We start from the raw sequence: 14,138 nt of genomic DNA on the forward strand, positions 1-14,138 counted from the left end.
AAAGCATTTGGCGCCGTGGCAGGTGTTGGTGCCGTTGGTTCATTGGTTGCAATGAAAAAGTCTTGGGATCCGCTTCCAAGCGTTAAAGCTGCCGGTTTTACTACTCTGGACATGACAATATATCCAGAGGGTGAACTAATAACAGAAAAATGGAGGGGAAAGCCAATCTTTGTTTTGAAAAAAACAGCTGAGATGATTGCTAACCAGTCAGAGAGTCAAAAAGCAAGAAGTGTTACAGTCGGAGGCTCTGAGTTTATGATTGCTATCGGTTTATGTACACACTTAGGTTGTATTCCGGGTTACAATCCCGTAGAGAAGTCATTCTTATGTGCTTGTCACGGCGGTATGTTTAACTGGGCAGGTGAAGTAACAAAAGTTCCACCACCGCGTGCATTTGATATTCCTCCATTTAAAATTGAAGGTAACAATATGATTCTAGGCGAAGTAGGTCCGGAATTTCAAGCTATGAAAGATAGCGGAATAACGCTTTAAAGAGGGGGATGAGATATGGCACATTTTACAAAAGCAACAAGTGTTAAAGATTGGTTAAACCAGCGTTTAGCAATTGAAAAAGTTGAAAAAGTTATGGCATCTGAGTATTGGATACCGAAAAATATTAACTTTTTATGGGCAATGGGTATGGTTTTGGCAATTACATTTGCATTACTTTTAGTTTCAGGAATTTTCCTTTTAATGTACTATCAGCCACATGTTGATTTGGCATTTGACAGTGTAAACTACACTATCATGAGAGAGGTCGATTTTGGATGGTTATGGAGAAATATTCACGGTGTAGCTGCATCTGTTGTTTTCTTGGTTATCTATATTCACATGTTTACGGGTATCTACTACGGCTCTTATAAAAAGGGACGTGAGATGATCTGGATCTCCGGTATGCTTCTTTTTGTTACTTTTTCTGCTGAAGCGTTTAGCGGATATATGCTTCCATGGGGACAAATGAGCTACTGGGCTGGTATGGTTATTACTAACATCTTTAGTCTTGGCGGATTACATATGGACGGTCTAGTTGAGTGGATTCGTGGGGATTATGTTCCTGCTCAAGCATTCTTGTCTCGTTTCTTTATGTTGCACGTTCTTCTTTTACCATTGGCTATCATGGGACTTATCGGGCTTCACTTTGCAGCTCTTCGTATTCCTCACGTTAACAACCAAGACGGTGAAGAGATTGATTTTGATGCTGAGAGCAAAAAATATTTAGCAGGCGACAAAGCTGGCTCAAAAGTTATGCGTTTTGCTAATGACTTTATGAGTAAAGATATGATGGTTGTTGGTATATTTTTAATATTCTTCTTCTATCTTGTATTTTACAACTACAGTTTTGCACTTGACCCTGTAAACTTTGACCCTGCAGACATGCTTAAGACGCCTGCGCACATCTACCCTGAGTGGTACTTCTTGTGGTCTTATGAGATTTTACGTCCGTTCTCTGTAAACATCGGACTAATAGCTTTTGGTTTTGCACAAGTAATCTTTGTTCTTCTTCCATGGTTAGACAGAAGTCCAAATGCAGTTCCTGCAAGTCGTCGTGGAGCTTTCAGTGTTTGGTTCTGGTTATTGTTGATTGACATGATAGTGCTTACTGCTATGGGTAAATTGCCTCCAGAGGGTATATTTAGCACCATCGGTTTAGTTGCAGCGATAGCGTTTATAGTTTTATGGGTAGCGCTTCCATTTATAACTATGAATGAAAAAAAAGTATAAGGAGAATAGGATGAAAAATAAAGAACCTTTAATTCTGGTTGTTGTTGTTGCTTTTACTCTCCTAACGTACTGGTTAGTTGAGCCATATGCACACAGTGTTATGCACAAACATGTAGAGAGCGAAAATTTTGCTTATGCTGATTTGGCACCGATTTCAAAAACAGGTGATGCCATAAACGGTAAAGAGTTAACTATGGGAGCTGGCGGCTGTACAGGCTGTCACTCAATTACAAAAGAGGGAGTACCTGCGGGTATGGATCCTGTAACTGCTGCTGGAGCTTATGGTGTTAATCCACCGGATTTAAGCGAGGCGGGTGTTATATATGACGCTAAGTTTTTGGCAAATCTTATTAAAAACCCTGCACATGCACTTAAGGTTGAGCATAAGTTTGATGCGGCTAAAGGTCAGATGCACCCAATGGTTGCGTTTTACGGAGCTGGCGGAGACATTGATCAAGAAGTCGCAGATATGGTTGCTTATCTACAATCAATTGCTGTTAGCAAAGATGAGTTGACACCTAAAATGGCATATGAAAATGCTTGTGGTAGATGTCATGAGATGAGATATGAAAACTGGACGCAAATTGGTGAAAAACCTTCATTTAAGTTTGAGAAAGATTCATTGGCATTTGACATTCAAGTGTTGGAGTATCAAGAATCACTAACCAAATACATGGGCAAGCTTCCTCCGGATCTTTCAATGTATATCCGTTCTCGTAGTGAGCACTTCTTGAGCACTTTTATTGAAAATCCTCAATCACAACTTGAAGGAACTGCAATGCCTAGAGTAGGTATTACAGCAGACGTTGCTCATAAAGTAATCGAGCATATGGCAGATGCGGGTGATACAAAAAGAGATGAGAGAGCATCTGTAGGTATGAACGTAATGTGGTACATTCTTATATTTGCAATCTTTGCATTCTTGTGGAAAAGATCAGTTTGGAAAGAGCTACACTAACTCTTTTTCAAACAGAAAACTCTTCTCTAAGCTAGAGAAGAGTTTTCATCCTCATCTAAACTTAAATCCTTACTTCTTCTCAACAACCACAATTGTTTTACAAATAAGATCATGAAGCGCTTTTTTGTCTCTTCTATAAAATGGTACGAAAAGTCCTAAAAGTGTCGTAGCCGTAAAAAGAAAAGCAATAAATCTAACTATTGCTCTAAAAAACGATATATTTTTGCCGCTTCTATCATCAACTACTCTCATCTCATACGCTTTTTTCCCGGGTGTTTGCCCAAACTTGCTGAGCAAGACCGCATATATAAGACCATAGAGCGTTACCCCAATTAAAGGTCCTAGCTGTGAGGACTGGAACTCATCTTTGCCATCAAGCACTATATATGTGACTATATAGAGTATGGGAGCATATATCATAAAGAGGTCGGTTATAAAAGCTTTGACTCTGTAGCTATATGGAGCGTAAGTAAATTTTTGAGCCTCTTTTTTGTCTGTAATATTTCTATTTTTTTTAAGTTTTCTAAATCTCATGGCGAAATTATAACAGATATAAAAGCTTTTAAAACTCTCCTGTATATAAAATATGGCTTAAATGGTGTGATTAATAACAATATGTAAACAAATAACTGCTAAATCATATAATTTAAACCAAATTTAAAATTTAGGGATGTAGAATATGTGACGTCCTAATACATTTCATAATAAGAAGTGATACATAAGTGATAAAATTATCACTTATGTATCACTTCTATAATATGGGTGATTAAAGAGACAAAACAGGAGAGAATAAATGAGAAAAATGGTAAAAATGTCAATGGCTGCGGTCATGATAATGGGGATAGGTTCGGTTTCTGCGCAAGCTGAAGGGGTAGACATCTTAAGCAACATTAAAGCTAAAGGTGAAATCAGAGCTCGTTATGAGATGGTGGATCAAGATGGGAAGGATAATGCAAACGCATTTACTAACCGTTTGACTATCGGTGTAGGTGCTGATCTGTTCGGTACAGACTGGCTCAAAGCGTATGCTGAGATGACTGATGTACGTGCACTAAATGAAAACTATAATAGTACAACAAATGGGCAGACTAACCATGCTGTTGTTGCTGATCCTGAGCAGACTCGCCTCACACAGGCGTATGTAGACATCAAGCTTGGCAAACCGACTCTTAGAATCGGTCGTCAGATGATAAATCTCGACAACCAGAGATTCGTAGGCGCGGTAGGCTGGAGACAGATGTTCCAGACATTTGATGCTTATACATTAACTTGTAACAGTATTGAAAACCTAAATGTATTTGCTTCTTATATAACTCAAGTGAATAGAGTTTTTGATCATGATACGGCTGCTGGTAGTAGAGATACAAGAACAGCTCTTGTCAATGTTTCATATAAGGTTATGCCAGAACTAAAGGCTACCGCGTATGCATATTTAATTGGAGAGGGTACTGCTGGCGGAAGTCATGATACTTACGGTTTGGCACTTACCGGTAATGTAGCTGTTTCTGATGGTGTTAAACTGAACTACCGTGCAGAGTATGCTATGCAAACTGATCCAACTATGGAAAATTCTGGCTATAACGGGGCAGAAGTAAAAGCTGATGCTGACTATATGAACTTTGAGCTTGGCGCAAATGTAAGTGGTTTCTTATTGGGTGCTAGATACGAAGTACTTAGTGGTGATGATGGTTCTGCTGACAGTAGTGCATTTGCTACACCTTTAGCAACGCTACATGGACAAAATGGATGGGCTGATATGTTCTTGGCTACACCGACTAGCGGTATTGAAGATATGAGTGCAATGATAGGCTATACTTCAAAAGACATTGGTACGTTAAAAGTTATTTATCATGACTTTCAAAGTGAAGTTACAAGCGATGACCTTGGTTCAGAGATCGATGCTGTTTATACAAGAGCAGTACCAGGCGTAAACGGTCTTGTAGGTACTCTGAAAGTTGCAGACTATGATGCTGACACTCACAGTGTTGACACTACAAAATTCTGGGTAATGTTAGACTATAAATTTGCTAGCAAATAATTTCTAGCTTTCAAGCCACTTTTCTTGTGGCTTGAAACACCCCTCTATTTTACAACCTAAAAAATATTTAACCTACTTTTTACCTCCAAAAGATATAATACAAACATATAAAACACTTTAGGAATTATTATGCTAATAGATAGCTACCAAAGAGTAGTAGATTATCTTCGTATCTCCGTAACAGAGCGATGTAATTTCAGATGTCAGTACTGCATGCCGGAAAAGCCATTCTCTTGGGTGCCAAAAGAGAATCTGCTTACCTTTGAAGAGCTCTTTTTGTTTGTAAAAGTGGCTATTGATGAGGGAATAAATAAGATCCGCATAACCGGTGGAGAGCCTCTCTTGCGTGAAGATTTGGATAAATTTATAAAGATGATATACGACTATGCTCCCGACATTGATTTGGCAATGACGACAAACGCCTATCTCTTAAAATCTACGGCTCAAAAGCTAAAAAATGCAGGGTTAAAACGCCTAAATGTAAGCATCGACACCTTAAAGCCAGAAGTAGCGCAAAAGATAGCGGGCAAGGATGTTTTAGCAAATGTTTTAGAGGGTGTAAACGAAGCACTTGCTGTTGGACTAAAAGTAAAAGTCAATATGGTACCGATGAAAAACATGAACGCTGATGAGATAGTTGATGTGCTTGAGTATTGCAAAGAAAGAGACATGAGTGTTCGTTTCATAGAGTACATGGAGAACAGTTTTGCCTCTAAAGATATAAGCGGTCTGAAGTCCGATGAACTTTTGGCAGCCCTAAGAGAGCATTATGAGTTTGAGGATGAGGGCTTTGACGGTGCATCGCCATCTCACTACTACCGCATGAAAGACGGCTATAGATTTGGGATTATTGAACCATATGAGGATGACTTTTGCAAACAGTGCAACCGCATCCGCCTAACTGCAGAGGGGCAGCTTATTCCGTGCCTCTATTTTGATGAAGCACTAAGTATAGGTAAAGCGATAAAAGCCGGAGACGTAGCAGGTGCGGCAGAAGTGCTAAGAGAAGTTGTCAAGAACAAGCCGGAGAAGAACCGCTGGGGCGGAGAGGATGGTGAAGTCTCTACCCGCGCTTTTTATGAAACGGGCGGTTGATGGTATATTTAGTAGAACATTTTTATAGTATTCAGGGAGAGGGGCGCTACACGGGCACGCCATCACTCTTTTTTCGCTTTGGCGGGTGCAACATGAAGTGCGAAGGATTTGGCTGCATCGAGAGCGCACCAGATGGCACAAAAGTTCTGGGATGTGACACTGTTTATGCTGTAAACAGGGAGCATTTTTTGCAAAACTGGATACCCGTTAACAATGCTAAAGAACTTTTAAATATACTCAACCTGTATGATCTGCCAAAAAAAGTAGATATAGTACTGACTGGAGGAGAGCCGCTCATCTACGCAAATGAGGCAATATTTGTGGAGTTTTTAGAAGGTCTTCATGCGGATGGACACAGAATTACCTTTGAGACGAACGGCTCTTTAAGTGTTGATTTTGAGCGCTACCCAATCTACAAAGAGTGCATTTTTGCTTTATCCGTAAAGCTCTCAAACTCAAACGAGTCCTTTAGTAAAAGAGTCAGAGGCGATATTATAAACACTATTGCCACAAATGCAAAAGAGGCTTTTTTCAAATTCTCTATTGATGCAAACTCTATAGATTTAGGGCTTGAAGAGGAGATTTTGGAGATAAGCTTGCATGCACCGGACTGCGACATCTACTGCATGCCTCTTGGCGGAACAAAAGAGGAAGTCGAGGCAAATACCGAGCCGCTTATAGAGTTTTGCAAATCAAAAGGGTACAATTTTAGTGATAGACTTCACATACGAATTTGGGATCAAAACAGAGGTGTCTAAGAGATGATAATAAGAAAACTTTTTAAATTTGAAAATGCTCATATTGTTCGCGGCTGCTCTAGCGTGAAGTGCAGAAGTTCTCTGCATGGGCACTCCTACAGAGTTGAACTCCTTTTTGAGTCAAATTTTCTCGATAACGGTCAGATGGTTTATGATTTTGGGCTAATGAAGCAAAATATGAAAGATATTATTGAGTGTTTTGACCACTCTATTGCCATCTGGAGCGGTGATGAGGAGCAATATATAGCCGATATGCAAGCACACTCATCAAGATGGGCGCTTTTGCCCGTTTCCCCATCCGCAGAGCAGTTTAGCCGTGTTATTTTTGTGATTATTGACAAGCTTTTGACCCTCACCACTACCATCAACGGAGAGAGGGAGGTAAAACTCCACAGCATTATCGTTCATGAAACGGCAACCGGCTATGCGCAGGCTTTTAGAGAGGATGCTTACTCCAAAAATATGGGAGAGATTGATTTGAATGAAATTCATTTTAGTCAAGAGATTCAAAATAGCTGGCAGGACTCAAGACTCTTTGAGAAGATAAAAAAGGGTGAGAGTTTTTTAAACCCTAAGAGCGTTTAGCTGCACGAGAGGCTTTTTTGCTCTTTTGAGTTGAAGCTAAATCTTGTGGAGATCACTTTTACTCTGCTGCCTTTTTTGATAACCTCACACTTCTCATCTACTATGATATATGCGTTAGAGAGCGAGAGCGGCGTTATCATACCGGGTGAAAACTTATCGTAGGGCGTAAACTCAGTGCCATCAAAATATCCTGGGATAAGCGTTCTTCTGCCCCCTTTTATGATGCACTCCGCCGCTGCCGTTGTCTCAATGGGCGCAATATATTTTGCCGTATCACCGCTAAGAGCCAATATGACACTTTGCCCAAATAACTCAAAATTGAGTGCTGCTGCAAGCGGATTTCCGGGAAGATTGAGCACCAAAGTATCTTTTATACGCCCAAATGTTGTCGGTTTGCCGGGTTTAATCTCGATTTTATCAAAAAATATCTTATAACCGAATGCTCCAAACGCCTCTTTTGTAAAGTCCGCATCACCCACGCTAACTCCGCCTGATGTTATTACTAAATCGCTCTCAAGTGCGCTTTTGATGTGCTTTTGTATATCTTCAAGCGAATCGCCTGCCGTGCCTATAAAATCAACTTCACAGCCAAGCTCTAGCGCTCTTGCAAAAAATGTGGGACTGTTTGTGTTGTAGAGCTGGTAAGACTCAACACTCTCAAAGTGCATTTTCAGCTCATTTCCCGAGGCAAAAATAGCCACTTTTGGTTTTTTGTAAACTTTTACGTGGCTTATACCCTGAGACGCCAAAAGAGTAATATGGTGGGCGTAGAGCCTCTGCCCTTTGTTTAGGATAGTTGTCCCGCGTTTAATATCCTCACCGCACAAACGAATGTGTCTTGAGGGCTTTATATCGTTTGGAAGTTTAACCCCATCATTCGTGAGCGTAACATCTTCTATGGGAACAATCGCTTCGCAGCCATGGGGGATTTTTGCTCCCGTCATTATTTTGATTGCAAACCCGCTCTTTAGTACATCTTTAGAGTCATCACCCGCAAATATAGTACGCTCTACTTTTACCTCTTTGAGAGCATCCTCAACCTTGACGGCATAACCATCCATTGCCGAGTTATCATAAGGAGGAAGGTTGTGAGAAGCAGTTATATTTTCTGCCAAAACAGAGCCCAAAGCCTCCTCAAACGGTACTATCTTTAGTGACCTTGGAGTAGCATTTTTGTAAATAAATTCGAGTGCCTCTTCTATTGTAACAGCCATGTTTCTTCTTTTTCTATTTTTATTGTAACATTGCACCATGAATGAAATGTATGATATGAGTATTGTAACACACAACTGGGGTGTTATGTTGGTTTTAAGTGCTATTTTTATAAATATTTTTATGCTTTTTGGTATAAAAAATTTAGCAAAATATAGAAGGGCAATGCTGCTTTTTACACCCATTGCAGCAACGGCAATAGGGATGGTTATCTTTACTGGCGTAGTTATGATGGCGGCGAAGCATCTAGAGTTTACTATAGAGAATATCGCCATGATACTATTCGTTGTTATTCTTATCTATTTGGAGCGCAAACGTGCAAAAGCGCTTAAGAATAGCAGTCAAAAAGAAAGTGATGCGTTTAAAAATTTTAAAGCATACGCACTTAAGATTCTGCTTTTAGAGATAGTTGTAACCCTTAGTATCTCTCTTTGGATGTGGCTTTGATATACATACTTGATGACGAGGCGGGGAAACCAACACTTCATATAAGAGGCGATCTGCATAAATATCTCATCAAAGTTCGCCGCCATTGTGAGGGCGATGAGATAAGCTTTAGGTCAAGAGAAAATATAGAGATTTTGCACAGATATAAAATAGAAGAGGTTGAGCCCAGAAGCGCAGAGCTCTCACTTGTCTTTTCGGAGACACATGAGGTTAAGAGCAAAAAATCGCTCCATGTCGGCTGGTGCATAATAGATTCAAACTCCATAGAGAAGGTTCTGCCCTCACTTTGTGAAATAGGCGTTGAGAGAGTCTCGTTTATAGCATGTGAGAGAAGCCAAAAAAACACTAAACTCGATTTTAAAAGATTTCAAAGAATTATGGAGGCTTCCATGCAGCAGTGCGGAAGAAGCAGCTATATTGAGTTTGATACATATAAAAATGTAGAGGCGTTTGTGGCAAAGTTTCCAGATACAAACGTATTTGATTTTTGCGATGAGACGCTGCAGGACTACAGCAGTATAAAAACCGTTCTCATTGGTTGCGAGGGTGGTTTTTCTCAAAAAGAGAAAGAGCTCCTCTCATCTCTGAAAAGATTTAGGTTAGATACTCCGATGGTTCTGCGCTCCGAGAGCGCCGTTCTTGCAATTGCAAGCAAAATAGTACTTTAAGATAAATATTGGTATAATCCCACTCTTAAAAATCCGCCCCCATACGGATTTAAAAAATATATAGATATTCGCACATAAACGAGTATCAAAAGGCAAAAAAATGAAAAAAGATATTCACCCGAAATTAGTAGCTTGTACGATAACATGTTCATGCGGAAACACTTTTGAAACAGAAAGTGCAAAAGAAGAGATGAGAATTGATATCTGTAATGAGTGTCACCCGTTTTTCACAGGTTCTGAGAGAATGGTAGATACTGCAGGAAGAATTGAAAAATTCAACCAACGTTACGCAAAAAAATAATCAAGATTTTTCTTGCTTACACTTGTCCCGACTCCAATTGGGAACATAGGCGACATATCTCTTAGAGCCATCGAGGCTCTAAGCGGTGCCGACACACTTCTATGCGAAGATACTCGCGTTACAAAAAAACTTATCCACATACTCAAAGAGCGTTACCAGAGCGTTTTTAAACCCGAACAAAATTTTCTTCCCCTTCATTCCCATAATGAAAAAGAGTTTATCTCAAATCTTGAGCCATCTTTTTTTGAACAAAATGTTATTTATGTCAGCGATGCAGGCATGCCCGGTATAAGCGACCCGGGTCAAGCTCTTGTTAAGTACTGCCAAAAAAACGGAGTTGCTTATGATGTTTTGCCTGGAGCTAACGCGCTGCTAACCGCTTTTGTGGCAAGCGGGTTTGTTGAGACAAAGATGCTTTTTTGGGGATTTTTGCCGCACAAAGGCAAAGATAGGGCTGCTTCACTTCAAGGCGCTCTTGGCAGCGGATTTACCACAGTTCTTTATGAATCTCCGCACAGACTTGAGAAACTCTTGGATGAGCTCTCCCTTGAGGAACCTACAAGAGAGATTTTTTTGGCTAAAGAGCTTACTAAGAAGTATCAACGCTACTATTTTGGAACTGCCCTTGAGATTAAACAAAAAGTTGATGCAAACCTCCGTGGCGAGTGGGTTGTTGTCATCAGCGCTGCTGAGACGCAAAAACCGAGTGCTATAAGTCAAAATGATATTTTAGAGCTTGATTTGCCTAAAAAGACTCAGGCAAAGCTTATCTGTAAAATAACAGGCGAAAATACAAAAGCCTGTTACGAGAGACTCTTAAAACTGTAGATATATACTATTTTCATTTTTTTGGATAAAATGCTCAAATGTTAATTTATGCAAAACAACCAATCAATTATATTATAGAGAATCATCCTGCTAAGATAAAAACGCTTTATCTTGCAAAAGAGATGGATAAAAAAGAGTATTCGCGTCTTATGAAGATGGGCTTCGAGGTAAAGAGGATTCCATCTGATGCGGCGGGAAAAATGTGCAAAAATGCATCTCATCAGGGCATTCTTGCAGAGGTTGAAGATTATGCTCTGCATAGTTACAAATCATTTTTAAACTATGATTTTGTACTTGTTTTATCTGGGCTGACCGATGTAGGAAATATCGGTGCAATAATTAGAACCGCTTATGCGTTAGGCGTAGAGGCGGTCATTGCATGCGGTGTGAAATCACTTCCTCTTGAAGCAATTACCAGAACAAGCACGGGAGCACTCTTTGATATGCCTTTTGCACTGCAGACAAATGTCCATGATGTCATAAACGACCTTAAGATGTCCGGTTTTAAGACATACGGTGCGGATATGGGCGGTACCGATATAAGAGAGGTGAAAGTCCACAGCAGACGTGCTCTCTTTTTAGGAAGTGAGGGCGAAGGGCTTACCGCTAGAGTCAGTTCAAAACTCGATGAGATTGTAAGTATAAAAATGGCGCATAAATTCGACTCTTTAAATGTCGGTGCAGCAGGAGCAATTTTGATGGATAGGATGAGAATATGAGTGAAGATTTGGATAAATTAAAAAAAATCGGCGTACAAAAAATCCATGAGAGAACACATATATCAAGAACGCACATTGAGTCGATTTTCAATGAAAACTTTGAGGGAATGGGCAGTGTTCAACTTTTAGGATTTTTATCTATCTTTGAGAGAGAGTATGACATTGATCTGAGTGAGCTGAAAAATAGAGCAAGAGAGTATTTTAAAAGCCAAAAAAGTGATGAGGAAAATGCTAAAAAAAAGGTGAAGATTTTTACGGCATCTAAGAGAAAAAGAAAGTGGACATTTTTTTATATACTCATAGGTGCAGCGGTAGTTTTTACACTGTTCTACTTTGCTTCAAGAATGCCTCAAAACGAGATTATAGATCCAAGCAGGAACTTTCAAGCTGCTGTGCCAACGCTTCAAGATGATAAAAACGACTCTGTACTAGATGAGAACTTATCTCAAGATAGTTTAATGGAATCAACCGGAGTAGAGGAGATAGTGAGAGTGGAGGAGAAACCCAAGGAGAAACTCGAGGAGAAACAACCAGAGCCTGAAGTTAAGCCGTTATCTTTTAAAATTATTCCAAAAACAAAAGTATGGCTCGGCTATATTGATTTATCAGACTATAAAAAGTACCAAACAACATTTTCCGACGAGCTTGAGCTTGATCCTGCAAAAGAGTGGCTCCTCTCATTTGGGCATGGATATATAAAAATAGAGATAAACGGCGAGACAACAGAGTTTAAAGACCCAAATACTATGAGATTTTCATATATAGACTCAGAGTTAAAACAGATAAGCTACGATGAGTTTACAAGATTAAACAGAGGTAACGAATGGTAAAGATACTTTTACTTGTTGCTCTGCTTCTCTCCTCTGTTTTTGGTGCTCAAATAGAAGAGAAAAAACAGGGGGACCCTGTTATTGAAAAGGTAAAGAGCCTTATCTCCGGGGCAACTTTTGCTAAAGATAAAGAGTATATAAACATCATCTTCTCTCCAAGAGAGGACTATTACACTCCTTTGGGGAGAGTAGATGCGGTTAAAGTGATCCAAACTCTCAAAGAAAACGGTATTTTAAATCTCTTTTTTCAGACTCCGCGTGAGACAAATATAAGTTTTAAAACAGAGGGAGTTCCTCTCTTTTTTGTAAAGATTATGAGTGATTCGCTAAGAAATATTGGCTATTACAGGTATGTAACCAAAGAGTCTCTTTATAATGACTCAAAATTCACTTGGACAATAAATATGATCTCAGAGTACGCAACAGATCCACTTATTCTCAGCCAAGAGCTAAAAAAGAGCAACTGTGAAATTGTTGATGTTATTAGAGAGTCGCAAACAGACTGGGTATATGTAATCGATATGAAAAATGCCAAACTCAACGTACCTGCTCTTGAGGATTCAGAGGAGTTTCGACTGAAAAGATCGCTCTACTCATACTGGCTTGATGTGTCAAAGATAAACAAGATAGAGATAACAAGCTCTCGTAGAAATGATTGGTATCCATATATAGCTTATTATGATAAATCTCTCAAGTTGCTTCGGGTTATAAAAATAGATGAAAAAAAAAGCCGCATTACGCTAAGCATGAGAGAAAATACACACTACATAAAGATTTCAGATATCTACTCTCTTAAAAATATCAAAGATGATTTGGTTTTAAAACCAACAATAAAGAAATAAACAAATTATAAAAAATTTTCGATAGAATGTCATTAATAATTTAAGCAGGAATGTTCATGTTTGACGAAATACAATTTGATAGAATGAAAAGGTTGCCGAAGTACGTTTTTGCCGAGGTAAACGAGCTGAAAATGGCGGAGCGAAGAGCCGGCGCAGATGTGATAGATTTTTCTATGGGAAACCCGGATGGAGACACTCCTGAGCATATAAGAGAAAAACTTATTGAGTCTGCACAAAAGACAAAGACACATGGATATTCAACGTCAAAAGGTATTCCTAAGCTTTTAGGCGCAATTGCCGATTGGTACAAAAGAAGATATGACTGCGATTTGGACTCTATGACGGAGTGTGTTGCAACAATGGGTTCAAAAGAGGGTTACGCGCATCTTGCATACGCTATAACCAATCTTGGCGACGTTACTATTGTGCCGGACCCGACATATCCTATACATGAATACGCATTTATTTTAGCGGGCGGAAGCGTCATAAAATTTGGGATAGAGTTTGATGAAGATTTCAAGGTAGATGAAGATAAGTTTTTCCAAGACCTTATAAAAGTTTTCAAAGAGAGTTCTCCTAGACCAAAATTTGTTTTGGTAAATTTTCCTCACAACCCAACAACTGCAACAGTTACGCAGGATTTTTACGTAAGACTTGTGGCACTTGCTAAAGAGCTTAGATTTTATGTCATCAGCGATATTGCATACGGAGATATAACATTTGGCGATTATGTAACGCCGTCTATCATGAGCGTTCCCGGAGCAAAAGATGTGGCTGTTGAGAGTTTTACGCTATCAAAGAGCTATAACATGGCAGGGTGGCGTGTAGGATTTTTCGTCGGAAATAAAAAGCTTATCGGCGCGTTGCAAAAAATCAAATCATGGCTTGATTACGGCATGTTTACACCTATTCAGGTTGCGGCTACCATAGCACTAAACGGCGATCAGCAGTGTGTAAAAGATATCACGGCAAAGTATGAGCATCGTCAAGATATTCTTTTAGAAGCGTTTGACAGAGCAGGCTGGCATATCAGAAAAAATCAATCGAGTATGTTTGTCTGGGCAAAACTTCCTGAGTGCGTAGCGCACCTCGGAAGCTTGGAGTTCTCAAAAAGATTACTTGTAGAAGCTGGTGT

General features: G+C 39.5%; 17 protein-coding genes. 15 read left to right on the forward strand and 2 right to left on the reverse strand.

What is annotated here, in order from left to right:
• The 3 genes from petA to RQ763_RS03370 form a co-directional block, all read left to right on the forward strand.
• Positions 1-492 (forward strand): ubiquinol-cytochrome c reductase iron-sulfur subunit (gene petA / locus RQ763_RS03360; protein ID WP_314151179.1); only part of this gene is annotated, 492 nt, incomplete at its 5' end.
• Positions 493-507: 15 nt separating this feature from the next.
• Positions 508-1,722 (forward strand): cytochrome bc complex cytochrome b subunit, encoded by a 1,215-nt coding sequence (locus RQ763_RS03365; RefSeq protein WP_314151180.1) that lies wholly within the window; start codon positions 508-510, stop codon positions 1,720-1,722.
• Positions 1,723-1,732: 10 nt separating this feature from the next.
• On the forward strand, positions 1,733-2,680 hold the full coding sequence (locus RQ763_RS03370) for a c-type cytochrome (protein ID WP_314151181.1): 948 nt from the start codon (positions 1,733-1,735) through the stop codon (positions 2,678-2,680).
• Positions 2,681-2,749: 69 nt separating this feature from the next.
• Here the strand turns inward: RQ763_RS03370 and RQ763_RS03375 are convergent, their stop codons facing one another.
• The gene (locus RQ763_RS03375; protein ID WP_314151182.1) at positions 2,750-3,214 is read right to left on the reverse strand and encodes an RDD family protein; all 465 of its coding nucleotides are present in this window, start codon (positions 3,212-3,214) and stop codon (positions 2,750-2,752) included.
• A 259-nt stretch (positions 3,215-3,473) separates the two neighbouring features.
• On the opposite strand from RQ763_RS03375, the gene RQ763_RS03380 reads away from it, so the two are divergent.
• The 4 genes from RQ763_RS03380 to RQ763_RS03395 all read left to right on the forward strand — a co-directional run bounded on the left by RQ763_RS03380 (position 3,474) and on the right by RQ763_RS03395 (position 7,156).
• Positions 3,474-4,718: an alginate export family protein gene (locus RQ763_RS03380; protein ID WP_314151183.1), complete on the forward strand. Its 1,245-nt coding sequence runs from the start codon at positions 3,474-3,476 to the stop codon at positions 4,716-4,718.
• Between the two features lie 129 nt (positions 4,719-4,847).
• Positions 4,848-5,813: a GTP 3',8-cyclase MoaA gene (gene moaA / locus RQ763_RS03385; protein ID WP_314151185.1), complete on the forward strand. Its 966-nt coding sequence runs from the start codon at positions 4,848-4,850 to the stop codon at positions 5,811-5,813.
• Entirely contained in the window at positions 5,813-6,571 is a 759-nt protein-coding gene (locus RQ763_RS03390; RefSeq protein ID WP_314151186.1) for a 7-carboxy-7-deazaguanine synthase QueE, read from the forward strand. The genes moaA and RQ763_RS03390 overlap by 1 nt, the downstream gene beginning before the upstream one ends.
• 3 nt (positions 6,572-6,574) lie before the next feature.
• The gene (locus RQ763_RS03395) at positions 6,575-7,156 is read left to right on the forward strand and encodes a 6-carboxytetrahydropterin synthase (RefSeq protein WP_314151187.1); all 582 of its coding nucleotides are present in this window, start codon (positions 6,575-6,577) and stop codon (positions 7,154-7,156) included.
• Here RQ763_RS03395 and RQ763_RS03400 read toward each other — a convergent pair.
• A complete protein-coding gene (locus RQ763_RS03400) occupies positions 7,153-8,370 on the reverse strand; it encodes a molybdopterin molybdotransferase MoeA (RefSeq protein ID WP_314151188.1) in 1,218 nt (405 codons plus the stop codon). The genes RQ763_RS03395 and RQ763_RS03400 overlap by 4 nt on opposite strands.
• 37 nt (positions 8,371-8,407) lie before the next feature.
• Here RQ763_RS03400 and RQ763_RS03405 point away from each other — a divergent pair, with 37 nt between their 5' ends.
• The 8 genes from RQ763_RS03405 to RQ763_RS03440 all read left to right on the forward strand — a co-directional run.
• Entirely contained in the window at positions 8,408-8,815 is a 408-nt protein-coding gene (locus RQ763_RS03405; RefSeq protein WP_314151190.1) for a hypothetical protein, read from the forward strand.
• Positions 8,806-9,483 carry a 16S rRNA (uracil(1498)-N(3))-methyltransferase gene (locus RQ763_RS03410; protein WP_314151191.1) on the forward strand — a complete coding sequence of 226 codons (678 nt, stop codon included), beginning with the start codon at positions 8,806-8,808 and terminating at the stop codon, positions 9,481-9,483. The genes RQ763_RS03405 and RQ763_RS03410 overlap by 10 nt, the downstream gene beginning before the upstream one ends.
• A gap of 100 nt (positions 9,484-9,583) precedes the next feature.
• A complete protein-coding gene (gene rpmE, locus RQ763_RS03415; protein ID WP_314151193.1) occupies positions 9,584-9,784 on the forward strand; it encodes a 50S ribosomal protein L31 in 201 nt (66 codons plus the stop codon).
• Positions 9,785-9,796: 12 nt separating this feature from the next.
• A complete protein-coding gene (gene rsmI, locus RQ763_RS03420) occupies positions 9,797-10,612 on the forward strand; it encodes a 16S rRNA (cytidine(1402)-2'-O)-methyltransferase (protein WP_314151194.1) in 816 nt (271 codons plus the stop codon).
• 38 nt (positions 10,613-10,650) lie between these two features.
• Positions 10,651-11,331 (forward strand): 23S rRNA (guanosine(2251)-2'-O)-methyltransferase RlmB, encoded by a 681-nt coding sequence (gene rlmB / locus RQ763_RS03425; RefSeq protein ID WP_314151195.1) that lies wholly within the window; start codon positions 10,651-10,653, stop codon positions 11,329-11,331.
• Positions 11,328-12,161 (forward strand): hypothetical protein, encoded by an 834-nt coding sequence (locus RQ763_RS03430; RefSeq protein WP_314151197.1) that lies wholly within the window; start codon positions 11,328-11,330, stop codon positions 12,159-12,161. The genes rlmB and RQ763_RS03430 overlap by 4 nt, the downstream gene beginning before the upstream one ends.
• Positions 12,155-13,003, forward strand: coding sequence for a hypothetical protein (locus RQ763_RS03435; RefSeq protein WP_314151198.1), 849 nt, complete (start codon positions 12,155-12,157; stop codon positions 13,001-13,003). Before RQ763_RS03430 ends, RQ763_RS03435 begins: the two co-directional genes overlap by 7 nt.
• Before the next feature lie 56 nt (positions 13,004-13,059).
• On the forward strand, positions 13,060-14,138 hold a 1,079-nt coding region (locus tag RQ763_RS03440; RefSeq protein ID WP_314151200.1), incomplete at its 3' end, for an aminotransferase class I/II-fold pyridoxal phosphate-dependent enzyme.

This window comes from Sulfurimonas sp., assembly GCF_032250635.1.
Taxonomy (GTDB): domain Bacteria; phylum Campylobacterota; class Campylobacteria; order Campylobacterales; family Sulfurimonadaceae; genus Sulfurimonas.

Bases quoted from the DNA above. Each gene is read 5' to 3' on its own strand.
- RQ763_RS03365 (WP_314151180.1), top strand. From the start codon at position 508: ATGGCACATTTTACAAAAGCAACAAGTGTTAAAGATTGGTTAAACCAG.
- RQ763_RS03370 (WP_314151181.1), top strand. From the start codon at position 1,733: ATGAAAAATAAAGAACCTTTAATTCTGGTTGTTGTTGTTGCTTTTACT.
- RQ763_RS03375 (WP_314151182.1), bottom strand. From the start codon at position 3,214: ATGAGATTTAGAAAACTTAAAAAAAATAGAAATATTACAGACAAAAAA.
- RQ763_RS03380 (WP_314151183.1), top strand. From the start codon at position 3,474: ATGAGAAAAATGGTAAAAATGTCAATGGCTGCGGTCATGATAATGGGG.
- moaA (WP_314151185.1), top strand. From the start codon at position 4,848: ATGCTAATAGATAGCTACCAAAGAGTAGTAGATTATCTTCGTATCTCC.
- RQ763_RS03390 (WP_314151186.1), top strand. From the start codon at position 5,813: ATGGTATATTTAGTAGAACATTTTTATAGTATTCAGGGAGAGGGGCGC.
- RQ763_RS03395 (WP_314151187.1), top strand. From the start codon at position 6,575: ATGATAATAAGAAAACTTTTTAAATTTGAAAATGCTCATATTGTTCGC.
- RQ763_RS03400 (WP_314151188.1), bottom strand. From the start codon at position 8,370: ATGGCTGTTACAATAGAAGAGGCACTCGAATTTATTTACAAAAATGCT.
- RQ763_RS03405 (WP_314151190.1), top strand. From the start codon at position 8,408: ATGAATGAAATGTATGATATGAGTATTGTAACACACAACTGGGGTGTT.
- rpmE (WP_314151193.1), top strand. From the start codon at position 9,584: ATGAAAAAAGATATTCACCCGAAATTAGTAGCTTGTACGATAACATGT.
- rlmB (WP_314151195.1), top strand. From the start codon at position 10,651: ATGTTAATTTATGCAAAACAACCAATCAATTATATTATAGAGAATCAT.
- RQ763_RS03430 (WP_314151197.1), top strand. From the start codon at position 11,328: ATGAGTGAAGATTTGGATAAATTAAAAAAAATCGGCGTACAAAAAATC.
- RQ763_RS03435 (WP_314151198.1), top strand. From the start codon at position 12,155: ATGGTAAAGATACTTTTACTTGTTGCTCTGCTTCTCTCCTCTGTTTTT.